The following is a 23,549-nucleotide window of genomic DNA, read 5'->3' as shown; positions in this document are numbered from 1 at the left end:
GAAGAAAACAACAGCTTTACACCAATTGCGCCAACATCATCCGTGCTGTTTTTTCTTCCGTTACCAATGAATTAATGTATTTACCGTGCAGCGCACTTAAAATGGCTTCTACTTTGTCTTCTCCACCAGCAACCCCAATCACATGAGGAATTTTGATCAAATCGTCCAGTTGTACACTGATTAATTCCTCATGCAGAGTCATATTTGGTTGAATGGTCCCGTCTTTTTGCATGAAATAACCTAAAATATCGCCTACTGCGCCTTGTTGACGAATGATTTGTTGTTTTTCTTCAGTGATATAGCCTGTGCGAAGTAAAGTTGCTTGTCCTCGCTGTTGTGTCGCGCCAATCCCGACAATGGCGACATCTGCACTACAGGCAGTCAACATAATATCTCGCACACTTGCTTCTTTTTTGAAAAGATTGGCGGCTTCTGCTGAAGAGGCTTTAAGAGGGGCTGGAATAATGCTTATTGAGCAAGAGCCGTCAAGCTGCCCGATTCCTTTCATATAAGGACCCACTCCACCAGACAAGGTAATTAGCTTAATTTCATTACGCGTAATAAAGTCATTGCTGTTTTTTATTGTCTGCATAATGGTTTCACCGAAACCAATTGCGAGTAATTGACGAGGTTTAAGCAGTGACATTAACATTTGCGCAGCACCCACACCAAGACGTGTATTAACCTCATGTTTCTCTAAAGTGGGTAGTACACGAATATGTTTCAAATGAAAGCGCTGCTGTAATGCTTGTTCAAGTTCTAAGCAACCTTTAAAGCGAGAATTTATCTGTACTTTAATAATGCCCACTTGTCTGCCTTTTTCTAATAAGCGGGAAACTTTCAATCTTGGAATGCCAAGTTTTTCACCGATTTCACCTTGAGTGAGGTTGTCGTGATAGTAAAACCAGGCAATACGCGCTAAAAGTTCCTCTTCACTTAAACAAGAGGCGGATATTTCGGTAGTGTCAATGCTAACTTCGTTCATAGTTTTTCTCTAATGGCTATATGAAAACATTATTCATATGTTTTTATAAAATATCAATTGTTCGTTTTGGTATTTTTAAAATTTGTGATTTCGATCACTTTTTAATAAAAATTCGGTCATATTTTAGCATAAATTTCATGAAAAATATGATTTTTGCGATATTGATCACAGATCTTTTTGTTTCTTCAATATAGGATTTTGAAAAAATGATTAACTAAATATTCATTTGTTCAATTATTTGAGGGGGAAAGAATGGAATTTCAGCCGACAGATAGAAAATGCCTATTAGCCGTTCGAAATATCAGTAAATCTTTTTCGGGTGTTGAGGTATTAAAAGAGATTGATTTCACTTTATATGAAAGTGAGGTTCATGCCTTGTTAGGTGGAAATGGTGCGGGAAAATCTACGTTGATGAAAATTATCGCGGGGATCCAATCTCAAGATCAAGGTACATTGGCAATTAATGGACAAATTCAACACCATCTTTCTCCGAGCAAAGCGCATCAATTGGGGATCTATCTTGTTCCACAGGAGCCTTTGTTATTTCCTAACTTAACTGTAAAGGAAAATATTTTATTTGGTTTAAGAGGGGAAAGAAATTCTGAACAAAAACTGACCGCTCTTTTACAGGAACTCAATTCCCATTTGAATTTAGATATTCAAGCCGGTTCTTTAGATGTTGCGGATCAGCAATTAGTTGAAATTATGCGTGGCTTAATGCGTAATGCTTCCATTTTGATCTTAGATGAACCAACCGCTTCTTTAACACCAGCAGAAACCGATAATCTTTTTAAAAAAATTCATTCGTTATTGGAAAAAGGTGTCGGGATTGTCTTTATTTCCCATAAATTGCCTGAGGTTTGGCAAATCTCCCATCGTATAAGTGTGATGCGTGATGGCTATATTGCATTAAGTGGTAAGACAGCGGAGTTGGAGAAAAATGAAGTCATTGCGGCAATTACACCAAAATCCAAAGGAGTGGATTTAACCCATTCTCAGAAGCTTTGGCTTGAATTACCCGGACACCCAAGAATTAAATCAAAAGATACCCCAATTTTAACAGTCGAGAATTTAACAGGAGAAGGGTTTAAGCATATCAATTTTTCTATTTATCCCGGTGAGATTTTAGGTTTGGCCGGCGTAGTGGGGGCAGGGCGTACGGAATTAGCGGAAACATTATATGGCTTACGTCGAGAAAAGTGCGGTCGAATTTTCTTTAATAATCGGGAGGTGAATGCTTTATCAGTCAAGCAACGTCTACAAGAAGGGATTGTGTATTTACCGGAAGATCGGCAGGCCTCTGGTTTGTATTTAGATGCATCTCTCACTTGGAATACCTGCGGATTAACCTATCACAATATGGGATTTTGGCTCAATGAGGCAAAAGAAAGTGCCATTTTGGAACGCTACCGACGCGCAATAGGTATTAAATTCAGCAATGAACAACAAGCGGTACGGACGTTATCAGGCGGTAATCAACAGAAAGTATTAATCGCTAAATGTTTGGAAGCAAATCCTGCGCTGTTGATTGTGGATGAGCCGACTCGTGGTGTTGATGTCGGGGCTCGGGCCGATATTTATCAATTAATTAAAAGTATAGCTAAACAAAATGTCGCAGTATTGTTGATTTCTTCTGACTTAGAAGAAATTGAGCAGATATCTCATCGAGTATTGGTGATGCATGATGGGGAAATGGGAGAGTCGCTTATTGGCAGTGCAATTAACAGCAACAATATTATGCAGATGGCGTTTAGAGGCCAGCATGACTAAGGAGAGGGGAGATGTGGAAATTTATTCAAACTAACCGTGAATTGACCATTTTATTTGCCATTGCATTGTTATTTTTGTTGCTTAGTTTTGGAGATAGTGCTGGTTTGGGGTGGCAAACCTTAACAATGATCTTCAATTCAGCACAGATTGTGATGTTACTGGCGATTGGCGCAACTTTTGTGATTTTAACACGTAATATTGATGTTTCCGTCGGTTCGATTATGGGCTTATGTGCAGTGGTAGCGGGTAGCTTGTTAAATCTTGGTTTTTCTTTGTTTTCAGCTTTTTTAATCACACTATGTTGCGGTCTGTTAGCAGGTTTGTTTAATGGGGTGTTAGTAACCATTTTGCGAATCCCCGCCATTGTTGCGACTTTGGGAACGCTGGGTTTGTATAAGGGGTTGATGTTATTAATTACCGGTGGGAAATGGATTGAAGGCTTACCACAAAATTTGAAAACTTTATCAGAACCGATGTTGTTCACAATTTCACCCATCGGGTATTTAGTCATTGTATTAATTATCGTGACTTATTTTGCATTAACCAAATTAAAAATTGGGCGAAATTTTTATGCAGTAGGCGATAACTTACAGGGCGCTTTACAGTTAGGTGTACGCATTAATTTAGTACGGATTTCGGCTTTTGCGATTAACGGTATGATGGCAGCCTTAGCAGGAATTGTGTTTAGTTCACAAATCGGTTTTGTACCGAATTCGACAGGTAATGGTTTAGAAATGAAAGCGATTGCCGCCTGTGTACTGGGAGGCATTAGTTTACTTGGTGGGGCTGGAAATGTAATCGGCGCGATTTTGGGAGCGTATTTTTTAATTCAGATCGACAGTATTTTAGTGCTATTAAAGGTCCCCGCCTATTGGAACAATTTTGTTGCAGGCATGGTGCTGTTGATGGTCTTGGTTTTTGACGGTCGGATTCGGCTCATGATTGCCAAAAATTTAAAATTACAGCGCTATGTTCGTTTTTTAAAAGATGAGCATTTAGCAAAATAATGGGAGGCAGTGATGTTTAACATGAAAAGATACGGTTGGGAAATCACATTATTTTGTTTGGTGATCGTTGAAATTCTCGGGTTTGGTTTATTCAATCCCAGAATGCTAGATCTTAATGTATTACTTTACAGTACGAGTGATTTTATTTATATCGGCATGTTGGCACTGCCGTTAACTCTGATTATCGTCAGCGGCGGCATTGATATTTCTTTCGGCTCGACGGTGGGGCTATGTGCCATTGCGTTGGGCGTATTGTATAAATTGGGAATATCACTGATCTTGGCGATTCCTATTGTATTTTTGCTTGGTATAGCTTGTGGTTTGATGAATGCCGGATTGATTATTTACACCAAAGTGAATCCCTTAGTGATTACATTGGGAACGATGTATTTATACGGCGGTGGAGCGTTGCTATTATCGGGATTTGCCGGTGCAACAGGTTATGAGGGGATAGGCGGTTTTCCTGAAGCTTTACTGGATTTTGCGAATCAAAGCTTGTTAGGGATTCCAACTCCCATCATTTATTTCTTAATGATGACCGCACTTTTTTGGCTATTAATGCATAAAACTATTGTTGGACGTAGTATTTTTTTGATCGGGCAAAGTGAGCGTACTTCTCGTTATAGCGCAGTACCCGTGAATCGAACATTATTGATTATTTATGCGTTAATTGGTTTGGTCGCAGCGTTTGTAGCGATTTTATTAGTGTCTTATTTTGGATCGGCGCGTTCTGATTTGGGTAGCTCATTACTTATGCCTGTTCTTACTGCGGTGGTATTAGGTGGGGCAAATATTTATGGCGGTTCAGGATCTATTATCGGCACTGCGATTGCTGCAATCTTGATCGGATATTTGCAGCAGGGATTACAGATGGTGGGGATTTCGAATGAGATTTCGAGCGCATTGTCAGGTGCATTGCTCATCATTGTCTTAATTGGTAAATCAATTAGCCTATATTATTCCGCTATTGTTCAATGGATTATGCGTAAAAAGGTCAGAATAGTTTCACGATGAACATACTTGTATTTCTTGGTGTGTTTTAACTCAAACCAACTGGGAGGAATTAACCATGAAAAATTTTATCAAAGTGACCGCACTTGCAACAGCAATAGGTTTATCGGCTATTGTTTCGGCTCAGGCAGCAGATCGTATTGCTTTTATACCTAAGTTGGTAGGTGTGGGCTTCTTTACCAGTGGCGGACAAGGCGCTATTGAAATGGGGAAAACCTTAGGTGTTGATGTGACTTATGACGGTCCAACGGAGCCGAGTGTTTCCAATCAGGTTCAATTAATTAATAACTTTGTCAATCAGGGATATAACGCCATTATTGTTTCTGCTGTTTCACCGGAAGGGTTATGTTCTACTTTGCAACGAGCTATGAAGCGAGGCGTCAAAATTTTAACATGGGACTCTGATACTAAGCCAGAATGTCGTAGCTACTATATTAATCAGGGAACACCTCATCAGCTTGGGGCTATGTTGGTGGATATGGCGGCAAATCAAATCACCAAGCCGAAAGCCAAAGTGGCATTTTTCTATTCTAGTCCAACGGTGACGGATCAAAATCAATGGGTGAATGAGGCAAAAGCGAAAATTGCTAAAGAATATCCAGAATGGGAAATTGTTACCACTCAATTTGGATATAACGATGCAATTAAATCATTGCAAACAGCGGAGGGGATCTTAAAGGCCTATCCTGATCTTGATGCCATTATTGCTCCTGATGCCAATGCATTGCCTGCGGCAGCACAAGCCGCTGAAAATTTAAAAGTGAGCGATGTTGTTATTGTCGGGTTTAGTACACCGAATGTTATGCGCCCTTATGTGAAACGTGGCACAGTAAAACAATTTGGCTTATGGGACGTTGTACAGCAAGGCAAAATTTCGGTTTCTGTTGCGAATGATTTATTAAAAGGCAAAGCGTTAAATATCGGCGATACACTCGAAGTACAAGGCGTTGGTACAGTAGAAGTTCACCCTAATGCTGTTCAAGGTTATGAGTATGAAGCGAAAGATAACGGCATTATTTTATTGCCTGAACGCGTTGTGTTCACAAAAGAGAATATTGACGACTACAATTTTTAATGGAATTAGAGGAGTTAAAATATGGCAGATTTAGATGATATCCGTGATGGTAAAGACTTTGGATTAGGTAAGCCTCAAATCAATCGCGCGTTTTATTTAAAAGGCTCGGGGGCGTTAGATTGGGGCATGCAATCTCGTTTAGCGGATATTTTTAATCCGAAAACGGGTAAAACAATTATGTTGGCATTTGATCATGGTTATTTTCAAGGGCCGACAACGGGTTTGGAGCGTATAGATTTACATATTGCACCGTTATTTGAATATACCGATGTATTAATGTGTACGCGTGGTATTTTGCGCAGTGTTGTACCGCCAGACACAGGCAAGCCCGTAGTATTGCGTGCTTCAGGGGCGAATTCAATTTTAACAGAGTTATCAAATGAGGCTGTGGCGGTATCAGTTGAAGATGCAATACGATTAAATGTTTCTGCGATGGCCGCCCAAGTATATATTGGTTCGGACTACGAACATCAGTCTATTAAGAATATTATTCAACTGGTGGATCAAGGCACACGTTATGGTATGCCGACAATGGCAGTAACAGGGGTTGGTAAAGATATGGCTCGGGATCAACGTTATTTTTCTCTTGCTACTCGCATTGCCGCTGAAATGGGAGCGCATATTATTAAAACCTATTATGTCGATCAAGGTTTTGAGCGAATCACCGCCGGCTGCCCTGTGCCAATTGTGATCGCTGGCGGTAAAAAACTACCGGAGCAAGATGCATTAAGTATGTGTTATAAGGCGATTGATCAGGGAGCATTGGGGGTGGATATGGGGCGTAATATTTTCCAATCTGAAGCACCTATCGCGATGTTAAAAGCCGTGCATGCGGTCGTTCACGGTGGAGAAACAGCAGAGCAGGCTTATCAGCTTTATTTACATGAAAAAAATGCTTAATTGATTATTGGCGGCAAATGATATATTTGCCGCTGTTTTAAATGGAGGAATACACGATGTTTGCAATGTTAGTTGAAATTAATATTAAAGAGGGGAAAGAGAAAGAGTTCATGGAAGTATTTACCCGTAACCATCTTGGTACGCGCCAAGAACCAGGCAATTTACGTTTTGATGTATTACAAGACCCGGATATCAAAACGCGTTTTTATGCCTATGAGGTCTATCGTGATGAAGCCGCTTTAGAAGCACATCGTCAAACGCCTCATTATCATCAATGTGTGAAAGAACTCGAATCTTTAATGACTGGCACTAGAAGTAAAAAAATTTTTAATTGGTTATTACCGGACAAAATATAGTATGAAAAAATCAAAAAGTGCGGTTAATTTTTACTTTAAACTTGTCACTGTGAAGTCTAGGTTGGGAGGAGGGACAAGGCATGCCTTATTTATAAACATGTCTTATCCCTATGAGAATGGATAATTGAGATTAATTGGTTTTCAAACGATTCCAATATTTTTCATAAATATCAATCGCATTCCCTACATCAGCTTGCATTATACCTTTTTTAATTTCCGCTTCTGATGGAAATAAGATAGGGTTGTTTGCTTCTTCTGGAGTAAGTAGGTCTTTTAAGCCTTCATTTGGCATGGAAAAACCCATAGTTTCAATAACGACTTTGGCATTTTCTGGTCTTAACAGAAAATCGATAAATTTATGAGCGGCTTCACGATTTCTTGCGCCTTTTGGAATCGCATAATTATCCATCCAAAGAATTGCGCCTTCTTTTGGGTAGATAAATTGAATATTTTTATTTTCTGCGTGAGCGCGGTCAGCAGATCCATTCCAGATCATACCAATGGAGACTTCCCCTTGTAGATAAGGCATTTCAGGTGTATCTGAGTTAAAAGCGATAACATTCGGGAGTAATTTTGTTAGGCGTTCATAAGCTGATTTTATGTCTTCTTCATTGGTCGTATTTGGCGATTTTCCATTTAATAACAACGCAATATGAAATACTTCGCGAGCATCAGCCATTAATAATACTTTACGTTTAAATTCTGGTTTCCATAAATCTGCCCAGCTTGTAATTGTGCTAGGATCAATATCGGCAGCATTGACACCAATACCGGTTAAGCCATAAATATAAGGCAAGGAATATTGGTTATCAGGATCGTAATCTTGGTTCAATAAACTAGGAGTAATATATTTAAGATTGCTGAGTTTGTTATGATCAATTTTTTCCAGCATGCCTTCTTTGGCCATTTTCCCAATATAATAACTAGATGGGAAAACTAAATCATAACCGCCACCTGTAAGCTTTAATTTAGAATACATTTCTTCATTACTTTCAAAGGTGGAGTAAATAACATCAATGTTATATTCTTTGGTAAATTTGGAGAGTAATTCTGTTGGGATATAGCCTGTCCAGTTATAAACATATAATTTTTCAGCCGCTAAGGACATCGTGCTGAAAAATGTTAAGACAATTGTAATGAATGATTTGAATGAAAATGCTTTTTTCATTTTTTCCTCCTGTAATATAAAGTGAAATTAAAAATGCAAAAAGGATTATAACAGAATTGAAAAAAATTGACTTATTTTATTAGGGGAGTAGGATTAGTTCGGTGATAAATCATGGGTTATGTTATGCTAGATTTTGCTTTTCAAAAACACCTCAAAACTTATTATTCAGACACGATGAATTGCCATTTGCAACAAGCTCAATTAAGCCAAATGGAAACTGCAGATGTCTGTATTATTGGCGCGGGATTTACTGGATTATCTACCGCACTTGAACTGGCTGAAAAAGGGAAAAGTGTGGTTGTGCTTGAAGGCGCGTGTGTTGGTTTTGGCGCCTCCGGACGTAATGGTGGTCAGGCGATTAATGGTTTTGAAGATGGAATTGATGAATATCTCCAAGAGCTTGGTCTTAAAGCGACACAGCAATTATGGAATATGTCATTGGAAGCCATTGATATTATTGATGAACGTATTGAAAAGTATGCAATTCAATGTGATTGGAAGCGAGGATATCTTACTGCCGCATTAAATGAAAGACGTATGGAAGACTTGATTTATGCGAAGCAGACAAGTAGCACTATTTTCGGTTATTCTCATATGCAACTTTGGGATAAAGCGCAGCTTAAACGACATTTAGGATCGGATTTATATGTCGGGGGATTATATGACGGAAATTCAGGACATTTGCATCCGTTGAATTATTGTCTAGGTCTTGCTCAAGCTTGTCTCGCATTAGGGGTAAAAATCTATGAAAATTCTCCTGTGATTGATGTTGAATTGATATCCGATACAAAAATAAAAATTAAAACCGCAAAATCAGCGGTTAATGCCGCCCATTTAGTGTTGGCGACTAATGCTTATGTGGATAAATTGTCGAAAAAAATCCATTTTGGCATAGCCAAAAAAATCCTTCCCGTTGAAAGTTTTATTATTGCCACAGAGCCACTTCCACAAGCCCTTGCTGACAGCGTGATTAATAATGGTATGTCGGTATGTGATAATAATATTTTTTTGGATTATTACCGTCTGAGCGCGGATAATCGTTTATTATTTGGTAGTGATTCCAGTTCAAATAAAAATATGGTCGATGTTATGCGACAAAACATGTTGCATGTGTTTCCACAACTTGAATCAGTAAGAATTGATTATGGTTGGGGTGGGCCTGTAGATATGACTCTGAATGCTAAACCGCATTTTGGACAATTACATAATAATGTCTATTTTGCTCAAGGCTATTCTGGACACGGTGTGGCCTTAAGTGGATTAGCAGGGCGGATTATTAGTGAGGCAATTTGTGGTGATGCTACCAGGTTACAGATTTTTGAACGTTTGAAAGTACCAAGCTTATATGGCGGAAAATTAGTGAAAAAACTCGCCTTAGCAGTAGGTAAACCTTATTATCGAATGTTGGATCGCTTTTTTTAATATTGGGAATAGGTTGTTCGTGAAGAGTTTGTGTTTTAGTGGGCAGTCATTCATATGCTGCCCGTTTTTTATATTGCTATGTTTGTATCAACCTACGCTCGTTGAGTAGAGTGATTTTTAGTAATAAACATGGAGTCCCCATAACTGAAAAAACGATAGCGATTTTCTACCGCACTTTGATAGGCATGCATAGTGTGTTCATAACCAGCAAAGGCCGAAACTAGCATAATCAGCGTGCTTTCAGGTAAATGGAAGTTAGTGATTAAACCATCAATGATACGAAATTGTTTACCGGGATAAATAAAAATAGAGGTATCCGAGAAAAATGGATCAAGTAAATTGCCGGTTTGTCGCTCTTCAGACGCTAATGCTGCGCTCTCAATAGAACGTACTGAAGTTGTCCCGACGGCGATTACTCGTTTACCGTTGGCTTTGGTCGAGAGGATCGCCTCTACAACGTCTTGTGGGACTTCGGCGTATTCGGCATGCATATGGTGATCTTCAATTTTTTCTACTCGTACCGGTTGGAATGTACCGGCACCGACGTGTAGGGTGACAAATGCGAAATTAACGCCTTTAGCTTTTAGTTTAGCTAACAATGCATCATCAAAATGCAGGCCTGCCGTCGGTGCAGCGACTGCGCCGGGTACTTTGTTATATACGGTTTGATAGCGCTCTTGATCTGCCTCTTCGTCAGGACGATCAATGTATGGCGGTAAAGGCATATGGCCGATTTGTTGTAACAGTTCAAAAAGTGCGGTATGTTTTTGCAAAATTTTTATTTCAAATAATGCTCCTTGTCGCGCAATCATTTGCGCTTTTATCCCGTTTCCTTCGCCTAATTTATCTTCACCTAAAATCAATTCTGCACCAGCTTTTGGCGCTTTTGACGCACGAACATGGGCAAGAATACAATCGTCAGTGAGTACCCGTTCAATTAATACTTCAATCTTACCACCAGTGGCTTTACGCCCGAATAATCGAGCAGGGATAACACGGGTATTATTAAATACTAACAAATCTCCATCGTGAATTAAGTCTAAAATATCGGGAAAATGACCGTGTTTTATTGCGCCTGTGTCTCCATTTAACTGCAACAAACGGCTTGCAGTACGCTTTTCAGTTGGGTAACGGGCAATGAGTTCATCGGGTAAATCAAAATGGAAATCGGATACTAACATCATTTTTTAATTTATATTTAATCGAAAATAATGGGCTAGTCTATCAAATAATAGGGGGAAAATCGCTTATTTTCTTTATCTTATTAGGCTTTTTCGCTAGAATTTGTGCCATTATCATTTACTCAGATTAGAGGCAAAGTTGAAACAGGCAAAATTTTATTTAGTCGAACAGGCAGAAAAACAAGGTGAATTATCTGCAGTAGAAGCCCTCGCTTGTGATTTAGCTGCGAATGCTTGGCGCATTGGCAAGAGAGTGTTAATTGCTTGTGAAACCGAACAACAAGCTTTTAATTTGGATGAGGCGTTATGGGCGCGCGATCCAGAACAGTTTGTCCCTCATAACTTGTCTGGTGAAATTACGCAATATGCGACACCGATTGAAATCTCATGGCGGGGTAAACGCAATGCTCAACGACGTGATATTTTAATTAATTTACAGCAAGATGTGCCTGATTTTGTCAATAGCTTTAATCAAGCCATTGATTTTGTACCCTCTTTAGAGAATGAAAAAGCCCAAGCTCGCGAACGTTATAAATATTATCGACAAATGGGGTTTGAAATGATTACAGAAAAGGCGTAATAACATACTTGCATTACGCCCGTTGTTTATTGTGTATTAAGAAACGCGTTCGTTTTCTTGTATGTTATCTGACAAATCTAAACGCATCATTGTACCTGTTGGGGCATTGACTGTTTGAGCTAAATTTGTCCGTAATGATTCAACAAAGGAACCGGTATAGACTTTAGTGCCTTGATGGGATAGGTTTGATTGAACATCGACAGCAACATTCCCTCCCAGTTTACGCCATAAACGGCAAAAGAAGTAATCTTCAGATAAATAGCGTTTTGAATCCGGATCAACCATACAGTCAAAGAAACGATAGCACACTTTATTAGGGTTATAATCACTATCAGACACATAAGCTAAATCAGGATAAGCATTAATCATTTGATCAAACACATGACGCTTAATGGCCATAAATCCAGTCGGAGCCTCATCTAGATCCACAAAACCATCTTGATCTACGGTAAGGTTAATGGCGCCAGTTTCATCAGTGGTATGCGTATTTACTGTATATTTTGTGTAGTGTTTTTCAAATTCAGCTTGAGTCATATTGGCTGGGATGCCTTCTTGAGGCCAGTTCTCTTTTTTTAATGGATAAACACCCGCAGCAACATCACGATCAGCCAATAACAAACGGAAAAATGCGTTGGCTGAAAAACCAATATCTGAATCGATCCAAAAAAGGTGAGTATAGTCTTTATTACTCAGAAAATCAGAAACCGCATTGTTACGCGCCCGTGTAATTAAGCTTTCACCGCGTTGCAATAAGACTTGTATCGGCATGCCGATTTGTGCAGCTTGATGAACAACATTCATCAGGGAAAGGGTGTAGTTATGAAAATATTTTCCATCATGACTAGGGGTCACAATCAAGGGATACATATTTTTGAGTTCAGACATAGGGAGCATAAGGTTTTCCTTTAACTTAATAGTACTTTGCTCGCGATTATACCAAAATAATTAGGGTGATAGCATTTTTTTGTCAAAATTCACTTTAAATCTCAATTGCTTGTCTTTTTGCATTCAAAGGGGATTTTCGGTAGAATTAGGGGGAGATTTTGGTTTCTAAATTTGCTCACTTTTTGTAGCGGAGAATAGGGTTAGAGAAGCTTCATCGTAGCAAATTTAAAGAGAAATAAACATGACTAACGAACAAATTGCGGAACACCAACGCCAACTGCATATTCAATTTAAAGCGTGGATGGACGATAAGAAAACCCGTGAAGTACTGACGTTCCAACGCCCGAATGGGGATATTGTGCGACATTATCCTGATGGACACGAAGAAGTGATTGAATATGGCAACGCAAAATAATTTAGCGATTTTCTATTGTGGGACAAATGGGGCGGGCAAAACCACCTTGCGTGGATTTAATAAAGACATCGTGCAAATTGTAATTGACTCCGATCATATCGCCATGCAAATTAACCCCGAAAACCCACGCTTGGTCGATAGCCAAGCAGGTAGAAAAGCAATTGGATTATTTAAGTTTGCACTTGAACATCAAGTTTCTTTTTCAATGGAGTCTACTTTATCGGGTAATTCTATTTTGCAACGAATAAAGAAAGCCAAAGAAAATGGCTTTTTTGTGCGATTAAATTATGTGGGGTTAAATAGTGTTTCAATCAATATCGAGCGAGTAAAAGCAAGAGTTGCAAGCGGTGGACATTTTATTGATGAAGCCACAATTCGCAATCGTTATGATATTAGTTTGCAAAATTTAATTAAAATCTTACCGCTTTGTGATGAAGTCTTTATTTATGATAATTCAGGTGAAGCCCCAAGTCTGGTTTTTCATTTGAGTGAAAACGAATTAACCCAATGGGTTGATAAATTGCCGAAGTGGTGTGAAGAATTGAATAATTCATTGGAAATACCTAGCACGGCAGAGCCGTACTAGGTTAAGCATAATTCAGCCCCGTTGGGGCTGGCAGTTAGAAAGTATAAAGAGCTACAGCGTAGCTCACTCAGCCGAAGGCTGATCGTAACCACGTACGGCTTGCCGTGCGTGGTCTAAAAACAATTTATCTTTAATTTAAAGAGAATACCAATGACAACAAACCTCCAAATGGCAGACCGCTTTGAGGCATCTGCAGTAGAACAAGCCCTGTATAAACACTGGGAAGAGTGCGGTTACTTTAAACCGTCTGAAAATGAAAATGTACCAAGTTACTGTATCGCCATTCCACCGCCGAATGTAACGGGATCGCTCCATATGGGGCACGCATTCCAACAAACGTTGATGGATACGCTTATCCGTTTTAACCGTATGGAAGGCAATAATACCTTATGGCAGGCAGGAACGGATCATGCGGGGATTGCGACCCAAATGGTGGTAGAACGTAAAATTGCGGCGGAAGAAGGCAAAACTCGCCACGATTACGGACGTGAAGCCTTTATTGAAAAAATCTGGGATTGGAAAGCCTATTCGGGCGGTACAATCAGCCAGCAAATGCGTCGTCTGGGTAACTCAATTGACTGGGATCGTGAGCGTTTTACGATGGATGAAGGCTTATCCGATGCGGTAAAAGAGGTGTTTGTTCGCCTGCACGAGCAAGGCTTGATTTATCGTGGTAAACGCTTAGTAAACTGGGATCCAAAACTTCACACGGCGATTTCCGATCTTGAGGTGGAAAACAAAGAGAGCAAAGGCTCACTGTGGCATTTCCGCTATCCACTTGCTAATGGAGCTAAAACCGCTGACGGCTTGGATTATTTAGTGGTCGCAACCACGCGTCCAGAAACGATGTTAGGTGATACAGCGGTGGCGGTTCACCCAGAAGATGAACGCTATCAATCTCTGATTGGCAAAACAGTGATGTTACCGCTGGCAAACCGTGAAATTCCGATTATTGCCGATGATTATGTCGATCGTGAGTTCGGTACAGGTGTGGTGAAAATTACCCCTGCTCACGATTTTAACGACTACGAAGTGGGCAAACGTCATTCACTGCCGATGGTCAATGTGATGACCTTAAATGCCGATATTCGTGATGTGGCTGAAATTATTGGTTCAGACGGTAAAGTTTTAGATAATTACACCGCTTCTATTCCTGCCGATTATCAAGGTTTAGAGCGTTTTGCGGCGCGTAAAAAAATCGTGGCTGATTTTGAGGCATTAGGTTTATTAGAAGAAATCAAACCGCACGATTTGAAAGTGCCTTATGGCGACCGTGGCGGTGTACCGATTGAGCCAATGCTGACCGACCAATGGTATGTAAGCGTGAAACCGCTTGCCGAAGTAGCGACTAAAGCGGTGGAAGACGGCGAAATCCAATTTGTGCCGAAACAGTACGAAAACCTCTATTTCTCTTGGATGCGTGATATTCAAGACTGGTGTATCTCTCGCCAATTATGGTGGGGACACCGTATTCCTGCGTGGTATGACGAACAAGGCAACGTTTATGTTGGACGTTCGGAAGAAGAAGTGCGGTCAAAAAATGGCTTAAATGCCACCATCGCATTACGCCAAGATGAAGATGTGTTAGATACTTGGTTCTCCTCTGCCTTGTGGACATTCTCCACACTCGGTTGGCCAAATAACACCAAAGACTTACAGATGTTCCACCCAACCGATGTGTTGATCACTGGGTTTGATATTATTTTCTTCTGGGTCGCTCGTATGATTATGTTTACGATGCACTTTATCAAAGATGAAAATGGCAAACCGCAAGTGCCGTTTAAAACTGTGTATGTAACAGGCTTGATCCGTGATGAGCAAGGGCAAAAAATGTCAAAATCGAAAGGGAATGTGCTTGACCCAATCGATATGATTGATGGGATTTCCCTTGAGGCATTACTGGAAAAACGCACAGGCAATATGATGCAGCCACAGCTTGCGGAAAAAATTGCGAAAGCAACCCGTAAAGAGTTCGAGAAGGGTATCGCCGCACACGGTACAGATGCTCTACGTTTCACCCTTGCAGCATTGGCAAGCAACGGTCGTGATATTAACTGGGATATGAAACGCTTAGAGGGCTACCGCAATTTCTGTAACAAGTTATGGAATGCAAGCCGCTTTGTGCTAACTAATGACAAACTCGATTTAAACGAAGGCGAAGTGGAATTCTCCTTAGCAGATCGCTGGATTAGCTCTGCCTTTAACCGCACCGTGAACGAGTTCCGTGATGCGTTAAAACAATACCGCTTCGACTTAGCCGCGAATGCGATTTACGAGTTTACTTGGAACCAATTCTGCGACTGGTATTTGGAATTGACCAAACCTGTTTTCGCAAATGGGACAGATGCCCAAAAACGTGGTGCAAGCCGAACCTTAGTGCAGGTACTGGAACAGTTACTCCGCCTTGCTCACCCAATTATGCCATTTATCACTGAAGAAATTTGGCAGAAAGTGAAAGGTTTTGTAGGCGTTGAGGGCGAAACCATTATGCTCCAACCGTTCCCGAAAACAGATGAACAAGCGGTTGATTTAAAAGCAGAAAATGCAATCAACTGGTTAAAAGAGATCATTGTTGCGGTACGAAATATCCGTGCAGAAAGCAATATCGCACCAAGTAAAGGCTTAGATCTCTGCTTACGCAACTTGTCAGATAGCGAAAGCAATATCTTAACGGAAAATGACCGCTTGTTAAAAGCGATGGCGAAGCTAGACAACATCCAAGTCTTAAAATCAGGCGAAGAATCTCCGCTTTCTGTGGCAAAATTAGTTGGCAATGTCGAGGTGCTCGTCCCAATGGCTGGCTTTATCAACAAAGAAGCTGAACTGGCACGTTTGACCAAAGAGATTGAAAAAATGCAGGGTGAAATCCAACGCATTGAAAACAAACTCGGCAACGAAGCCTTTGTCGCAAAAGCTCCTGAGGCGGTTATCGCCAAAGAGCGAGAAAAAATGCAAGGCTACCAAGACGGCTTAGAAAAATTGAGAAATCAATTTAGAGCGATTGAAGCGTTGTAGAAGAGAAAAGTGCGGTCGGTTTTGGCCGCATTTTTTTAGATAGTTGATGTAGTCGACAAAATAGCGCTAATAACGTCTAAAAATAATAATTAGCAACAATCTCTGTTATGATCCACTTAATCATTCTTTATTAATAATCTGAAAATATGTTATCCAAAGTTCAGTAAGTTTATTTTCCAAATCAACTTTTAATGAGAGATTAGTCGGATCATCTAGCAACCCTAATAATTCCTGTTCAATGGGATTCACTTGGTTTAATTCTCTTTCGATCTCATAGAAAGCAGTTTTAAGATGAGATATTGTAATGCCTTTCTTATCTTTTTCAGCTTGAATCAATTCTTGTTGCAAATTATGTATTTTTAATCTTAATGCATTCAGGGAGTCTTGTGCATTCTTTAATTTATCTATGTTTTTGGTGTGATGTAATTTATCTTTAATAGATAGCATTACATTTGACTGAATCTCTGTAACGTCTAACTGATCAATATAAGATAAAGAATATAAAGGTGATATAAGAGCATTGTTCAGAGCGTGTTGTACTTGATTTTTTAAATTATGCATAATAAAAAAACAAGATATACTTCCAATAAAAGCACCTAATATAAAAGAAATAATCTTTTTATAACTGAATATCTTGGAATTATTACTACTTACATGACTAATACTATCAACCATCGCACCATTAGATGTGCTCTTGCCTGAAGTATTAAAAGCAGGTAATTCAATTTCTGGTCTGTCAGGTTCAGTTTTTTTAATATTTGATACATTAACTCGTTCAACTTTAATTATTTCAGTTGGTTTTTGCTCACTATTATCTACCAGTAAATCATTATTGCTTCTGCTATATTTAAGAGAAAGGATAATTTTTTCTTGTACTATTTCCCGCAAGTTTGCTAGATTACAATGCACCTCAGTATGAGATATGATCATTTTCAAAATAATATTAATTGAGTTTGCAAGTCGATATAAGTCCTTAATATCGACAAGTTTAACGTCAATCATCTTAATATCGTCACTTATTTGTCGATTGAGCCAATTTAATATATTAATACGAGCGGATATTTTCTGTGGCCATATATCTGTCCAAAAAGCAACTAGTACTATTGAGATTTTCTCGATTGAATCTATAAGGTTGTTAATATTATTTGTTAATTTAAGATCTGCAACAGTGGAATAAGAGAATGTTTGTAGATCTATACCATTTTTTTCAGAAATTTGTTCGGATAGCTCTTTTACTTGTTTCCAATCAACGGATCTATCCGGTCGATTTAGATTATTTATTTGTTCTTTGATAATTAAAAACGAATCTAAATTAGACGGTTCTTTTCCTAAAGATACAAGCATTACTATTTCCTTATCTTAAGTCATTCTAGAGCGACTTTCCTGAAGATATATCACTTTTATGCCCTAATGATAAATCTATTTACATAGCAGTTACGCCAAATAAGTTAAGCTATTTAATTTTATCTACAACAACATACTATTCTTAATATAATGTATCAGGTAGTTTAAATTGACTAAATATATCCCATGAAAATGGATTATCGGACTCATCAATATAAATGCGGTAAGTTGCATAACCACCATTCAAATCATAGCGAACATCAAATGACCCATTTTTAGCATTACTGACTTTACCTGCTCTTAACAACTTAATTTGTGCCCAAGGACCACTAAAACTTAAACTCCGTGGCGATGAGTCTTTATCTGTTGAAACTAAGGTAAGTTTACTTTCCACACTTGCATTCATTGAGTTTGGCCATACAATATTGGTTTGCTTTTTAACGCCATGAGAGTAATCAATAATTTGCCCATCTAGATTTAATATTCCACGTCTTTTATTAGAGGACATACTTAAAGGTTCAATTGCAAATTGAACACCAATACCGTTACCGGAACTGAAAAATGTTTCTCGAATTTTAGTGGCCAGTTCCAATTGAAATAAAATATCCTCTCTAATTAACGGAGTATTATTATCAGAGATTTGGTTTAAGTCGCTTTCAATAAATGGTTTTAAATTTGTTTGATAAAAACTATCTAATATACCATTTGGTGCAAAGAAACGAGAAAATTCGCTTAACGGCACTTCTTGAGTTGCATTTTTAACGAAAGGGTATCGGTCTTGTAAATAACTCTTATATTGTTTAACAACTTTGTCGTTCCACTCAACTTCCAAAGATACGATAGCTGATTTTAATACCGAATGCCACGTATATTCCGCAAGTTGATCCAACCATCTTGATATTGGCTGTGGCATTGTTTTAGCTAATTGTTGTAACTCCAAAATAGGATCTGTGGAATGCTGATCAATTCTTAATTGCACTGCTTTTAATGCAGCTTTACCTTGATTAGGTGCATTTTCAATAGAAAGTAAATAACGATGGAGAGAGGATAATTTTTGATAAATATTTTGCAACATGCTTCCCTTATCGTCCGCATCTTTCAAAACAGATTTCTCATCGGAAAAACTATGATCAATTTGAATCATTAAACGATAATCAAGAGAAGAAATCGCATCTTGCAGCTCCTTTCCTTCTTTGTTTGGTAAAGCCGGTGTTCTCGTATTATCACTTAATACTACCAATGCTCTCTTAAAGGTTTGTTCTCCGCCTGTGATTTTTTCAAGCGCATTAATAGATTCCGTTAAAGTTTCAAATTCACGAATATCTAAATTATTAATAGCGGAACGCCAAGTTGAAATATAATCGTTTACATATTGTTCAGAGATACGTTCACTAATTTTGGCACGATCTGTGTCACTATATTCCAAATTTTCTTTTAAGTTTAATACCCAGCTATCCATAACGGTTAAATCAATAAGACGAGAATCTTGCTTAATAAAATAATTAAGTAATCCGCTCTCCGTAAAGAAACGAGGGATTCTTAATAATTCATCATTATTTGCAATAAATACAGATTCGAAACCGGAACCAATCTCATCTTTATAATTTAATGGCGCACTCAACACTGAATTTGCTTTAATTTTTAAATTTTGATAAACACGATTATAAATAGATAAATGGCTTAATTCTTTTTGAGCTTCTTTAACAGAAAGATCATATGGTTGATATGCTTCGATAAGTTGTTCATCGCCGGCTAACCGCCCTGCATACCAATTTGTATGCAATAATGCATAATCTAAGTGGCTCATTAAATTACTTTGAAGTTGCTTTTGACCTTTAAAAACATCACTCCAATATTTTTTCATAAAATCGCTGACAAAAGCATTATCACGGCCTGTTTTATCATCAAGCATGCGCATTACACGCAAAATTTCCAATTTTTCTTCACTTTCTTCCGGCGCTTCATTTAATTTTTTCAATAGCCCATTCATTATTGATGGAATAAAACGTAATTGTAGCAATCGTAAATATGTGTTTTCTACGTAAGGGCCTATATTATTTCCCTGATATAATCCCATATCTTTAAGTAAATAAGAAACATCATGATAATTACCATAAGATAATGTTGCCTCACGAATCGGATTTAATAAGGGGAGTTGTTTATCGCCATATTGATCAATTTCATCTGATATTTTTATGTCTTTAAACGTTTTTACTTGTTCTAGCACATTAATACCGGCCTGATAATTTGAGTGATAAAAATAATGCCAAATACCCAATAATGACAACGCAGCAATGCCGCCAAAAATAGAGAAAACTTTCATTTTATGTTGGTAATGTTTTCTCCATAAACGGCTTTCTTTTGCTAAATTGGGAAATGCAAACAGCTCATTTTTAAATAAGTTATAACAAAAATATGTTTGAACATTTTTCACTGACCAAATTGGATAGGTTTGAACTCCTAGATGATATTTTTCTGAGGCTGATTGAACAAAGACATCATCCATTTTTCCTACCTGTGTAGCAGAAGTCAGATAAACACCTTTTAAGAAGTGGAAGGATTTACCGCCATTAGAAATTAAATTTTCAAAAAAAGGCTCTAAAATATCACTTGTGGTTGCAATTTGCCGAATATAGCTAAATATTTGGCTACGTTTGTTTTCTGCGGTTTGAAAAAGTAAATCTGGCATCAAGTTATTCATCTGTTTGAGCCAGTCTTGCCAAAATGTAGATAACTCGCTTTTCCAATTTTCTCCTTTTTTAGTAAAGGTCACGCCTAGAATTTCTTCACGTTGTTCTTTAGTTAATGCGCTATAAACAGCTTCGAAACCATATAAGGTATCAAGTTTTGTCATCACAATATAAACTGGCAATTCAGCCTGTGAGATTTCCAATATATCTTGCAAGCGATTGTGCAATAGCGCAATATATTCTTCTCTCTGTTGTTTGTTTGCGATTAATAATTGATGAATATCAATGGTAATAATGACACCATTTAAAGGTTGTCTATTGCGTTGTTCTCTAACCCATAATAATAAGTTAGCCCATAATTTTACGTATAATCGAGGCTTGTTCTCAATATTATCAATTTGTTCAAGTAATTGATTTTCAGGACAGATAATTACGGCATTTTCATTATTCAAAACTGTAAAATTAATGTGATGCTCAAGATTTTCTGACGTATATAATTCACTAAAATTTCCTCCCTCTTTTAATAAGGTATGTTTACCACTGTCTGTAGTGCCTAACATAATATACCAAGGCAAGTTATATTCATATTTAGGGTGATCAACATATCGCTTAAAACGGTTTACCCAATGATCAAGGTAGCGACGTTGTGCATCAATTTCTTCTTGAATCGGGTTATGCTGCTTTTTCTTATCTTCTTGTTGACGGGCTTCTAATGTTTTTAAACGGTGGATCATTTTCCAGCCAATAAAGCTAATCGCAATAATGATTAGTACTGTAGTTGTCAACCAGCGGCTAGTCAAACTATGAAAAGGTTGATAACCGAATAATTCGAAAGTTTCACCTTTCCACCAAACAAAAATTAATAAAATAAACCACAGTAAAATTAAAGCGGAAATTCCAGAATTTTTAATTTTAGATAAAATTGGTTTAAATGTAGTAAATACGAGAGGTAATTTCATTCTATGTAGACCCTTGAATTTATTTATTAATTTCTAATTTGTTTTTTAATAATGTATAAAGAGAATGTTCCCATTCTTTGATGGGTATCTGCTCTATTGCTTTATAGACTGAAAAATAATGCTGCTTTGCAAGATTTATTAAACCTTGCTTCTCAAACAACTTCGCTAACGCTATTTGATCATAAAAATGATTTCTTAAATCCGTATGATCAGCCTCATTCATTTTGGCGATTGCCGCTTCAAAAGATAATTCATTAAATTCTTCTGCATAATGATCACGATGATTGTGCAAATTTGAGGCATTAGCATCAAAATTAAGCCATTTTAACACTCTTTCGGAGCAAAAAGGGCTACCATCGCTAAAGCACAATATTTTTAATGGCGGCAAGCGAAGCAGGAAATCATTTAAGTTAGAGCGAATAGTTTCTGCCGCCTGATGATATCCTAATCTTTTGGCAATTAATGCAGATAAATAATGGCCGTCAAACCAATATGGAGCGAGCGTAATGCTATATTCAACTTCCCTCCAAAGATCTATAGTCGGATTTTCTACAGCACTTTCATATTCCGCGATGCGATCGGCTGCAGGTGGTGCTAATGGCGTTTTACCTTCCTCAGCCATAGGGACTGCAGTAATCGCATTCCACATAGCATAACGACGTAACTGATAACCAATTGGAGATCCTATATCTTTTTCTAAGAGATGTTCTACTACTTTAAATAAAGTATTTTTCCAGGCTCGTTCATTACTAGAATCAACATCAATAGGTTCAGCTACCGGAATATTAATGAGAGTTTCTACTTTTTGGTGACTTGCAAGATCAGCGGCAACATTTTCAGTATTAGAGGAATTTTTAGATGGAATATCTACTACATTTTCTACAGGTAAAGTATAAAGGCGGTGTAGTTCAATGATTTCAGATTCTAATTTACTACCTTTCCAATAGATTGATAAATTGGTCAGAAGAGTATTGGCTGTCTCTTTCTCTAAGCGTGAAGCTATTTGTGAAAATGTTCTTGAATGATTAGAAAAACGTTTAAGAATTTGCATGCCGATACGATATTTCTTCATATCTGATGCTGGGGCTGCTTTATTCCAATACAGCTCAACATAATCCCATAACAACTGAAAACCAAGTAATAATTCAAGAACTTTCCCGGAATGTTGCAATGTTCTTAATAAATGGGCAAGAATACGTAAGTCTTTGCTTTCTAAAGATAATAGCTCTAATGCAGCTTTCTGGAGTTCCGGAATATTCAACTGCTCGTGTTCTAAGGAGCCGACTTTAACCATTTCACCGTCAAGATATTCCCACTTGCTATTATTCTCTGAAATGTCAGCATTTAAATCCGAATCAATCGAAGCTTTGATATATTTCCGCCAAGGATGCTGTGTTAAATAATCCATCTATTACTCTGCCAATGTTTGAGTTAATGTATAAATGTTAGCTTAGAGACTATTGCTATACTTGCGTAGATAATTGAATGATTAAGTCATCATTATGATCAATAATTAAATTATTATCAAGCGGATTTATTATTTAAACATTGCCTAAAAAAACACACTTGCTAAAATAATAATTCATTTTCCCTGGATGGATTTCACACTATGGCAACAGCAGATTTTTCCCCATTATCCACATTACTTAAACACCCCACCGGGCAGCATTTCACTCTCGTAGTAGGCAACCTGCCGGCAACGACGTTTCAAGTCACCGATTTCCAGTTAACGGAGGGCTATAACCGCCTATTTGAGCTGGATATTCACGCAGCCAGTTTAGAAAGTGCGGTGGATTTTGGTGAAATATTAGATAACCAAGCCACATTCTGCTTATGGCAAGACGGCGTATTACAACGGAAAATCACTGCAATCGTAGCCGCAGTAGAAATGGGAAATACCGGGTTTCATCGCACCTTCTACCGTTTTAGCCTACGTCCGGCGTTATGGCGCTTAACCCTCACCCGCAACAGCCGAATCTTCCAACAAATGTCCGTGAGTGCCATCTTAGACAGCTTACTGCAAGCACATCATATCAGCGACTATGAATTTGCCATAGAAGAAACGCGTCCGGTGCGAGAGTTTTGCGTGCAATATCGGGAAAGTGATTACGAGTTCTTTTGTCGTTTAGCGGCGGAAGAAGGTTGGTTCTTTTTTACTGAACAACCGGTTGAATCGGCCCAAAACACCTTAGTTCTCTGT

Annotated in this window: 19 protein-coding genes; 12 read left to right on the top strand and 7 right to left on the bottom strand. The window is 38.2% G+C overall.

Annotated elements, in window-relative coordinates:
* Positions 1-16: 16 nt before the first annotated feature.
* Positions 17-985 carry a transcriptional regulator LsrR gene (lsrR, locus tag CVP05_RS06025; RefSeq protein WP_100288676.1) on the bottom strand — a complete coding sequence of 323 codons (969 nt, stop codon included), beginning with the start codon at positions 983-985 and terminating at the stop codon, positions 17-19.
* A gap of 252 nt (positions 986-1,237) precedes the next feature.
* Between lsrR and lsrA the strand changes: the two genes are divergently transcribed.
* From lsrA to lsrG, 6 genes are read left to right on the top strand one after another with little or no spacing between them, the layout of a single operon-like run.
* A complete protein-coding gene (gene lsrA, locus CVP05_RS06020; protein WP_100288675.1) occupies positions 1,238-2,755 on the top strand; it encodes an autoinducer 2 ABC transporter ATP-binding protein LsrA in 1,518 nt (505 codons plus the stop codon).
* 11 nt (positions 2,756-2,766) lie between these two features.
* Positions 2,767-3,762 carry an autoinducer 2 ABC transporter permease LsrC gene (lsrC, locus tag CVP05_RS06015; protein WP_100288674.1) on the top strand — a complete coding sequence of 332 codons (996 nt, stop codon included), beginning with the start codon at positions 2,767-2,769 and terminating at the stop codon, positions 3,760-3,762.
* Positions 3,763-3,774: 12 nt separating this feature from the next.
* Positions 3,775-4,776 (top strand): autoinducer 2 ABC transporter permease LsrD, encoded by a 1,002-nt coding sequence (lsrD, locus tag CVP05_RS06010; protein WP_100288673.1) that lies wholly within the window; start codon positions 3,775-3,777, stop codon positions 4,774-4,776.
* 55 nt (positions 4,777-4,831) lie between these two features.
* Positions 4,832-5,848 carry an autoinducer 2 ABC transporter substrate-binding protein LsrB gene (gene lsrB / locus CVP05_RS06005; protein WP_100288672.1) on the top strand — a complete coding sequence of 339 codons (1,017 nt, stop codon included), beginning with the start codon at positions 4,832-4,834 and terminating at the stop codon, positions 5,846-5,848.
* Between the two features lie 21 nt (positions 5,849-5,869).
* Positions 5,870-6,748, top strand: coding sequence for a 3-hydroxy-5-phosphonooxypentane-2,4-dione thiolase (lsrF, locus tag CVP05_RS06000; protein ID WP_100288671.1), 879 nt, complete (start codon positions 5,870-5,872; stop codon positions 6,746-6,748).
* Positions 6,749-6,804: 56 nt separating this feature from the next.
* Positions 6,805-7,104: a (4S)-4-hydroxy-5-phosphonooxypentane-2,3-dione isomerase gene (gene lsrG, locus CVP05_RS05995; protein WP_100288670.1), complete on the top strand. Its 300-nt coding sequence runs from the start codon at positions 6,805-6,807 to the stop codon at positions 7,102-7,104.
* Positions 7,105-7,234: 130 nt separating this feature from the next.
* Here the strand turns inward: lsrG and CVP05_RS05990 are convergent, their stop codons facing one another.
* Positions 7,235-8,272, bottom strand: coding sequence for an extracellular solute-binding protein (locus CVP05_RS05990; RefSeq protein WP_100288669.1), 1,038 nt, complete (start codon positions 8,270-8,272; stop codon positions 7,235-7,237).
* Between the two features lie 123 nt (positions 8,273-8,395).
* Between CVP05_RS05990 and CVP05_RS05985 the strand changes: the two genes are divergently transcribed.
* Positions 8,396-9,694 (top strand): NAD(P)/FAD-dependent oxidoreductase, encoded by a 1,299-nt coding sequence (locus CVP05_RS05985; RefSeq protein ID WP_100288710.1) that lies wholly within the window; start codon positions 8,396-8,398, stop codon positions 9,692-9,694.
* Positions 9,695-9,786: 92 nt separating this feature from the next.
* Here CVP05_RS05985 and queA read toward each other — a convergent pair whose 3' ends face one another.
* Positions 9,787-10,875, bottom strand: coding sequence for a tRNA preQ1(34) S-adenosylmethionine ribosyltransferase-isomerase QueA (gene queA / locus CVP05_RS05980; protein WP_100288668.1), 1,089 nt, complete (start codon positions 10,873-10,875; stop codon positions 9,787-9,789).
* Positions 10,876-11,014: 139 nt separating this feature from the next.
* On the opposite strand from queA, the gene CVP05_RS05975 reads away from it, so the two are divergent.
* Positions 11,015-11,455, top strand: a complete 441-nt coding sequence (locus tag CVP05_RS05975; RefSeq protein ID WP_100288667.1) for a DNA polymerase III subunit chi — start codon at positions 11,015-11,017, stop codon at positions 11,453-11,455.
* 36 nt (positions 11,456-11,491) lie between these two features.
* On the opposite strand, the gene CVP05_RS05970 is transcribed toward CVP05_RS05975, so the two are convergent.
* Positions 11,492-12,349, bottom strand: a complete 858-nt coding sequence (locus CVP05_RS05970; protein ID WP_100288666.1) for a hypothetical protein — start codon at positions 12,347-12,349, stop codon at positions 11,492-11,494.
* 232 nt (positions 12,350-12,581) lie between these two features.
* On the opposite strand from CVP05_RS05970, the gene CVP05_RS12620 reads away from it, so the two are divergent.
* From CVP05_RS12620 to CVP05_RS05960, 3 genes are all read left to right on the top strand, one after another.
* Positions 12,582-12,755, top strand: a complete 174-nt coding sequence (locus CVP05_RS12620) for a hypothetical protein (RefSeq protein ID WP_165773128.1) — start codon at positions 12,582-12,584, stop codon at positions 12,753-12,755.
* The gene (locus CVP05_RS05965) at positions 12,739-13,341 is read left to right on the top strand and encodes an ATPase (protein ID WP_100288665.1); all 603 of its coding nucleotides are present in this window, start codon (positions 12,739-12,741) and stop codon (positions 13,339-13,341) included. Before CVP05_RS12620 ends, CVP05_RS05965 begins: the two co-directional genes overlap by 17 nt.
* 150 nt (positions 13,342-13,491) lie before the next feature.
* Positions 13,492-16,356 carry a valine--tRNA ligase gene (locus CVP05_RS05960; RefSeq protein WP_100288664.1) on the top strand — a complete coding sequence of 955 codons (2,865 nt, stop codon included), beginning with the start codon at positions 13,492-13,494 and terminating at the stop codon, positions 16,354-16,356.
* 120 nt (positions 16,357-16,476) lie between these two features.
* Here the strand turns inward: CVP05_RS05960 and CVP05_RS05955 are convergent, their stop codons facing one another.
* The 3 genes from CVP05_RS05955 to tssA all read right to left on the bottom strand — a co-directional run bounded on the left by CVP05_RS05955 (position 16,477) and on the right by tssA (position 22,757).
* Positions 16,477-17,700, bottom strand: coding sequence for a type VI secretion system ImpA family N-terminal domain-containing protein (locus CVP05_RS05955; RefSeq protein WP_100288663.1), 1,224 nt, complete (start codon positions 17,698-17,700; stop codon positions 16,477-16,479).
* Positions 17,701-17,842: 142 nt separating this feature from the next.
* Positions 17,843-21,349 (bottom strand): type VI secretion system membrane subunit TssM, encoded by a 3,507-nt coding sequence (tssM, locus tag CVP05_RS05950; protein ID WP_100288662.1) that lies wholly within the window; start codon positions 21,347-21,349, stop codon positions 17,843-17,845.
* A gap of 19 nt (positions 21,350-21,368) precedes the next feature.
* Positions 21,369-22,757, bottom strand: coding sequence for a type VI secretion system protein TssA (gene tssA, locus CVP05_RS05945; protein WP_100288661.1), 1,389 nt, complete (start codon positions 22,755-22,757; stop codon positions 21,369-21,371).
* 201 nt (positions 22,758-22,958) lie between these two features.
* Here tssA and vgrG point away from each other — a divergent pair.
* Positions 22,959-23,549: type VI secretion system tip protein VgrG (gene vgrG, locus CVP05_RS05940; RefSeq protein ID WP_133118708.1), on the top strand; the 591-nt coding region annotated here is incomplete at its 3' end.

Source organism: Conservatibacter flavescens, assembly GCF_002795425.1.
In the GTDB taxonomy this organism is placed as follows: Bacteria; Pseudomonadota; Gammaproteobacteria; order Enterobacterales; family Pasteurellaceae; genus Conservatibacter; species Conservatibacter flavescens.
Note: the sequence above shows the minus strand (reverse complement) of the source record. Positions and strands in the feature narration are given on the sequence as shown.

Coding starts and splice junctions, on each gene's coding strand:
- lsrB (WP_100288672.1), top strand. CDS start 4,832: ATGAAAAATTTTATCAAAGTGACCGCACTTGCAACAGCAATAGGTTTA.
- CVP05_RS05955 (WP_100288663.1), bottom strand. CDS start 17,700: ATGCTTGTATCTTTAGGAAAAGAACCGTCTAATTTAGATTCGTTTTTA.
- lsrC (WP_100288674.1), top strand. CDS start 2,767: ATGTGGAAATTTATTCAAACTAACCGTGAATTGACCATTTTATTTGCC.
- CVP05_RS05965 (WP_100288665.1), top strand. CDS start 12,739: ATGGCAACGCAAAATAATTTAGCGATTTTCTATTGTGGGACAAATGGG.
- CVP05_RS12620 (WP_165773128.1), top strand. CDS start 12,582: ATGACTAACGAACAAATTGCGGAACACCAACGCCAACTGCATATTCAA.
- lsrF (WP_100288671.1), top strand. CDS start 5,870: ATGGCAGATTTAGATGATATCCGTGATGGTAAAGACTTTGGATTAGGT.
- lsrD (WP_100288673.1), top strand. CDS start 3,775: ATGTTTAACATGAAAAGATACGGTTGGGAAATCACATTATTTTGTTTG.
- tssM (WP_100288662.1), bottom strand. CDS start 21,349: ATGAAATTACCTCTCGTATTTACTACATTTAAACCAATTTTATCTAAA.
- CVP05_RS05970 (WP_100288666.1), bottom strand. CDS start 12,349: ATGCTCCCTATGTCTGAACTCAAAAATATGTATCCCTTGATTGTGACC.
- lsrA (WP_100288675.1), top strand. CDS start 1,238: ATGGAATTTCAGCCGACAGATAGAAAATGCCTATTAGCCGTTCGAAAT.
- lsrR (WP_100288676.1), bottom strand. CDS start 985: ATGAACGAAGTTAGCATTGACACTACCGAAATATCCGCCTCTTGTTTA.
- lsrG (WP_100288670.1), top strand. CDS start 6,805: ATGTTTGCAATGTTAGTTGAAATTAATATTAAAGAGGGGAAAGAGAAA.
- queA (WP_100288668.1), bottom strand. CDS start 10,875: ATGTTAGTATCCGATTTCCATTTTGATTTACCCGATGAACTCATTGCC.
- CVP05_RS05960 (WP_100288664.1), top strand. CDS start 13,492: ATGACAACAAACCTCCAAATGGCAGACCGCTTTGAGGCATCTGCAGTA.
- tssA (WP_100288661.1), bottom strand. CDS start 22,757: ATGGATTATTTAACACAGCATCCTTGGCGGAAATATATCAAAGCTTCG.
- CVP05_RS05990 (WP_100288669.1), bottom strand. CDS start 8,272: ATGAAAAAAGCATTTTCATTCAAATCATTCATTACAATTGTCTTAACA.
- CVP05_RS05985 (WP_100288710.1), top strand. CDS start 8,396: ATGCTAGATTTTGCTTTTCAAAAACACCTCAAAACTTATTATTCAGAC.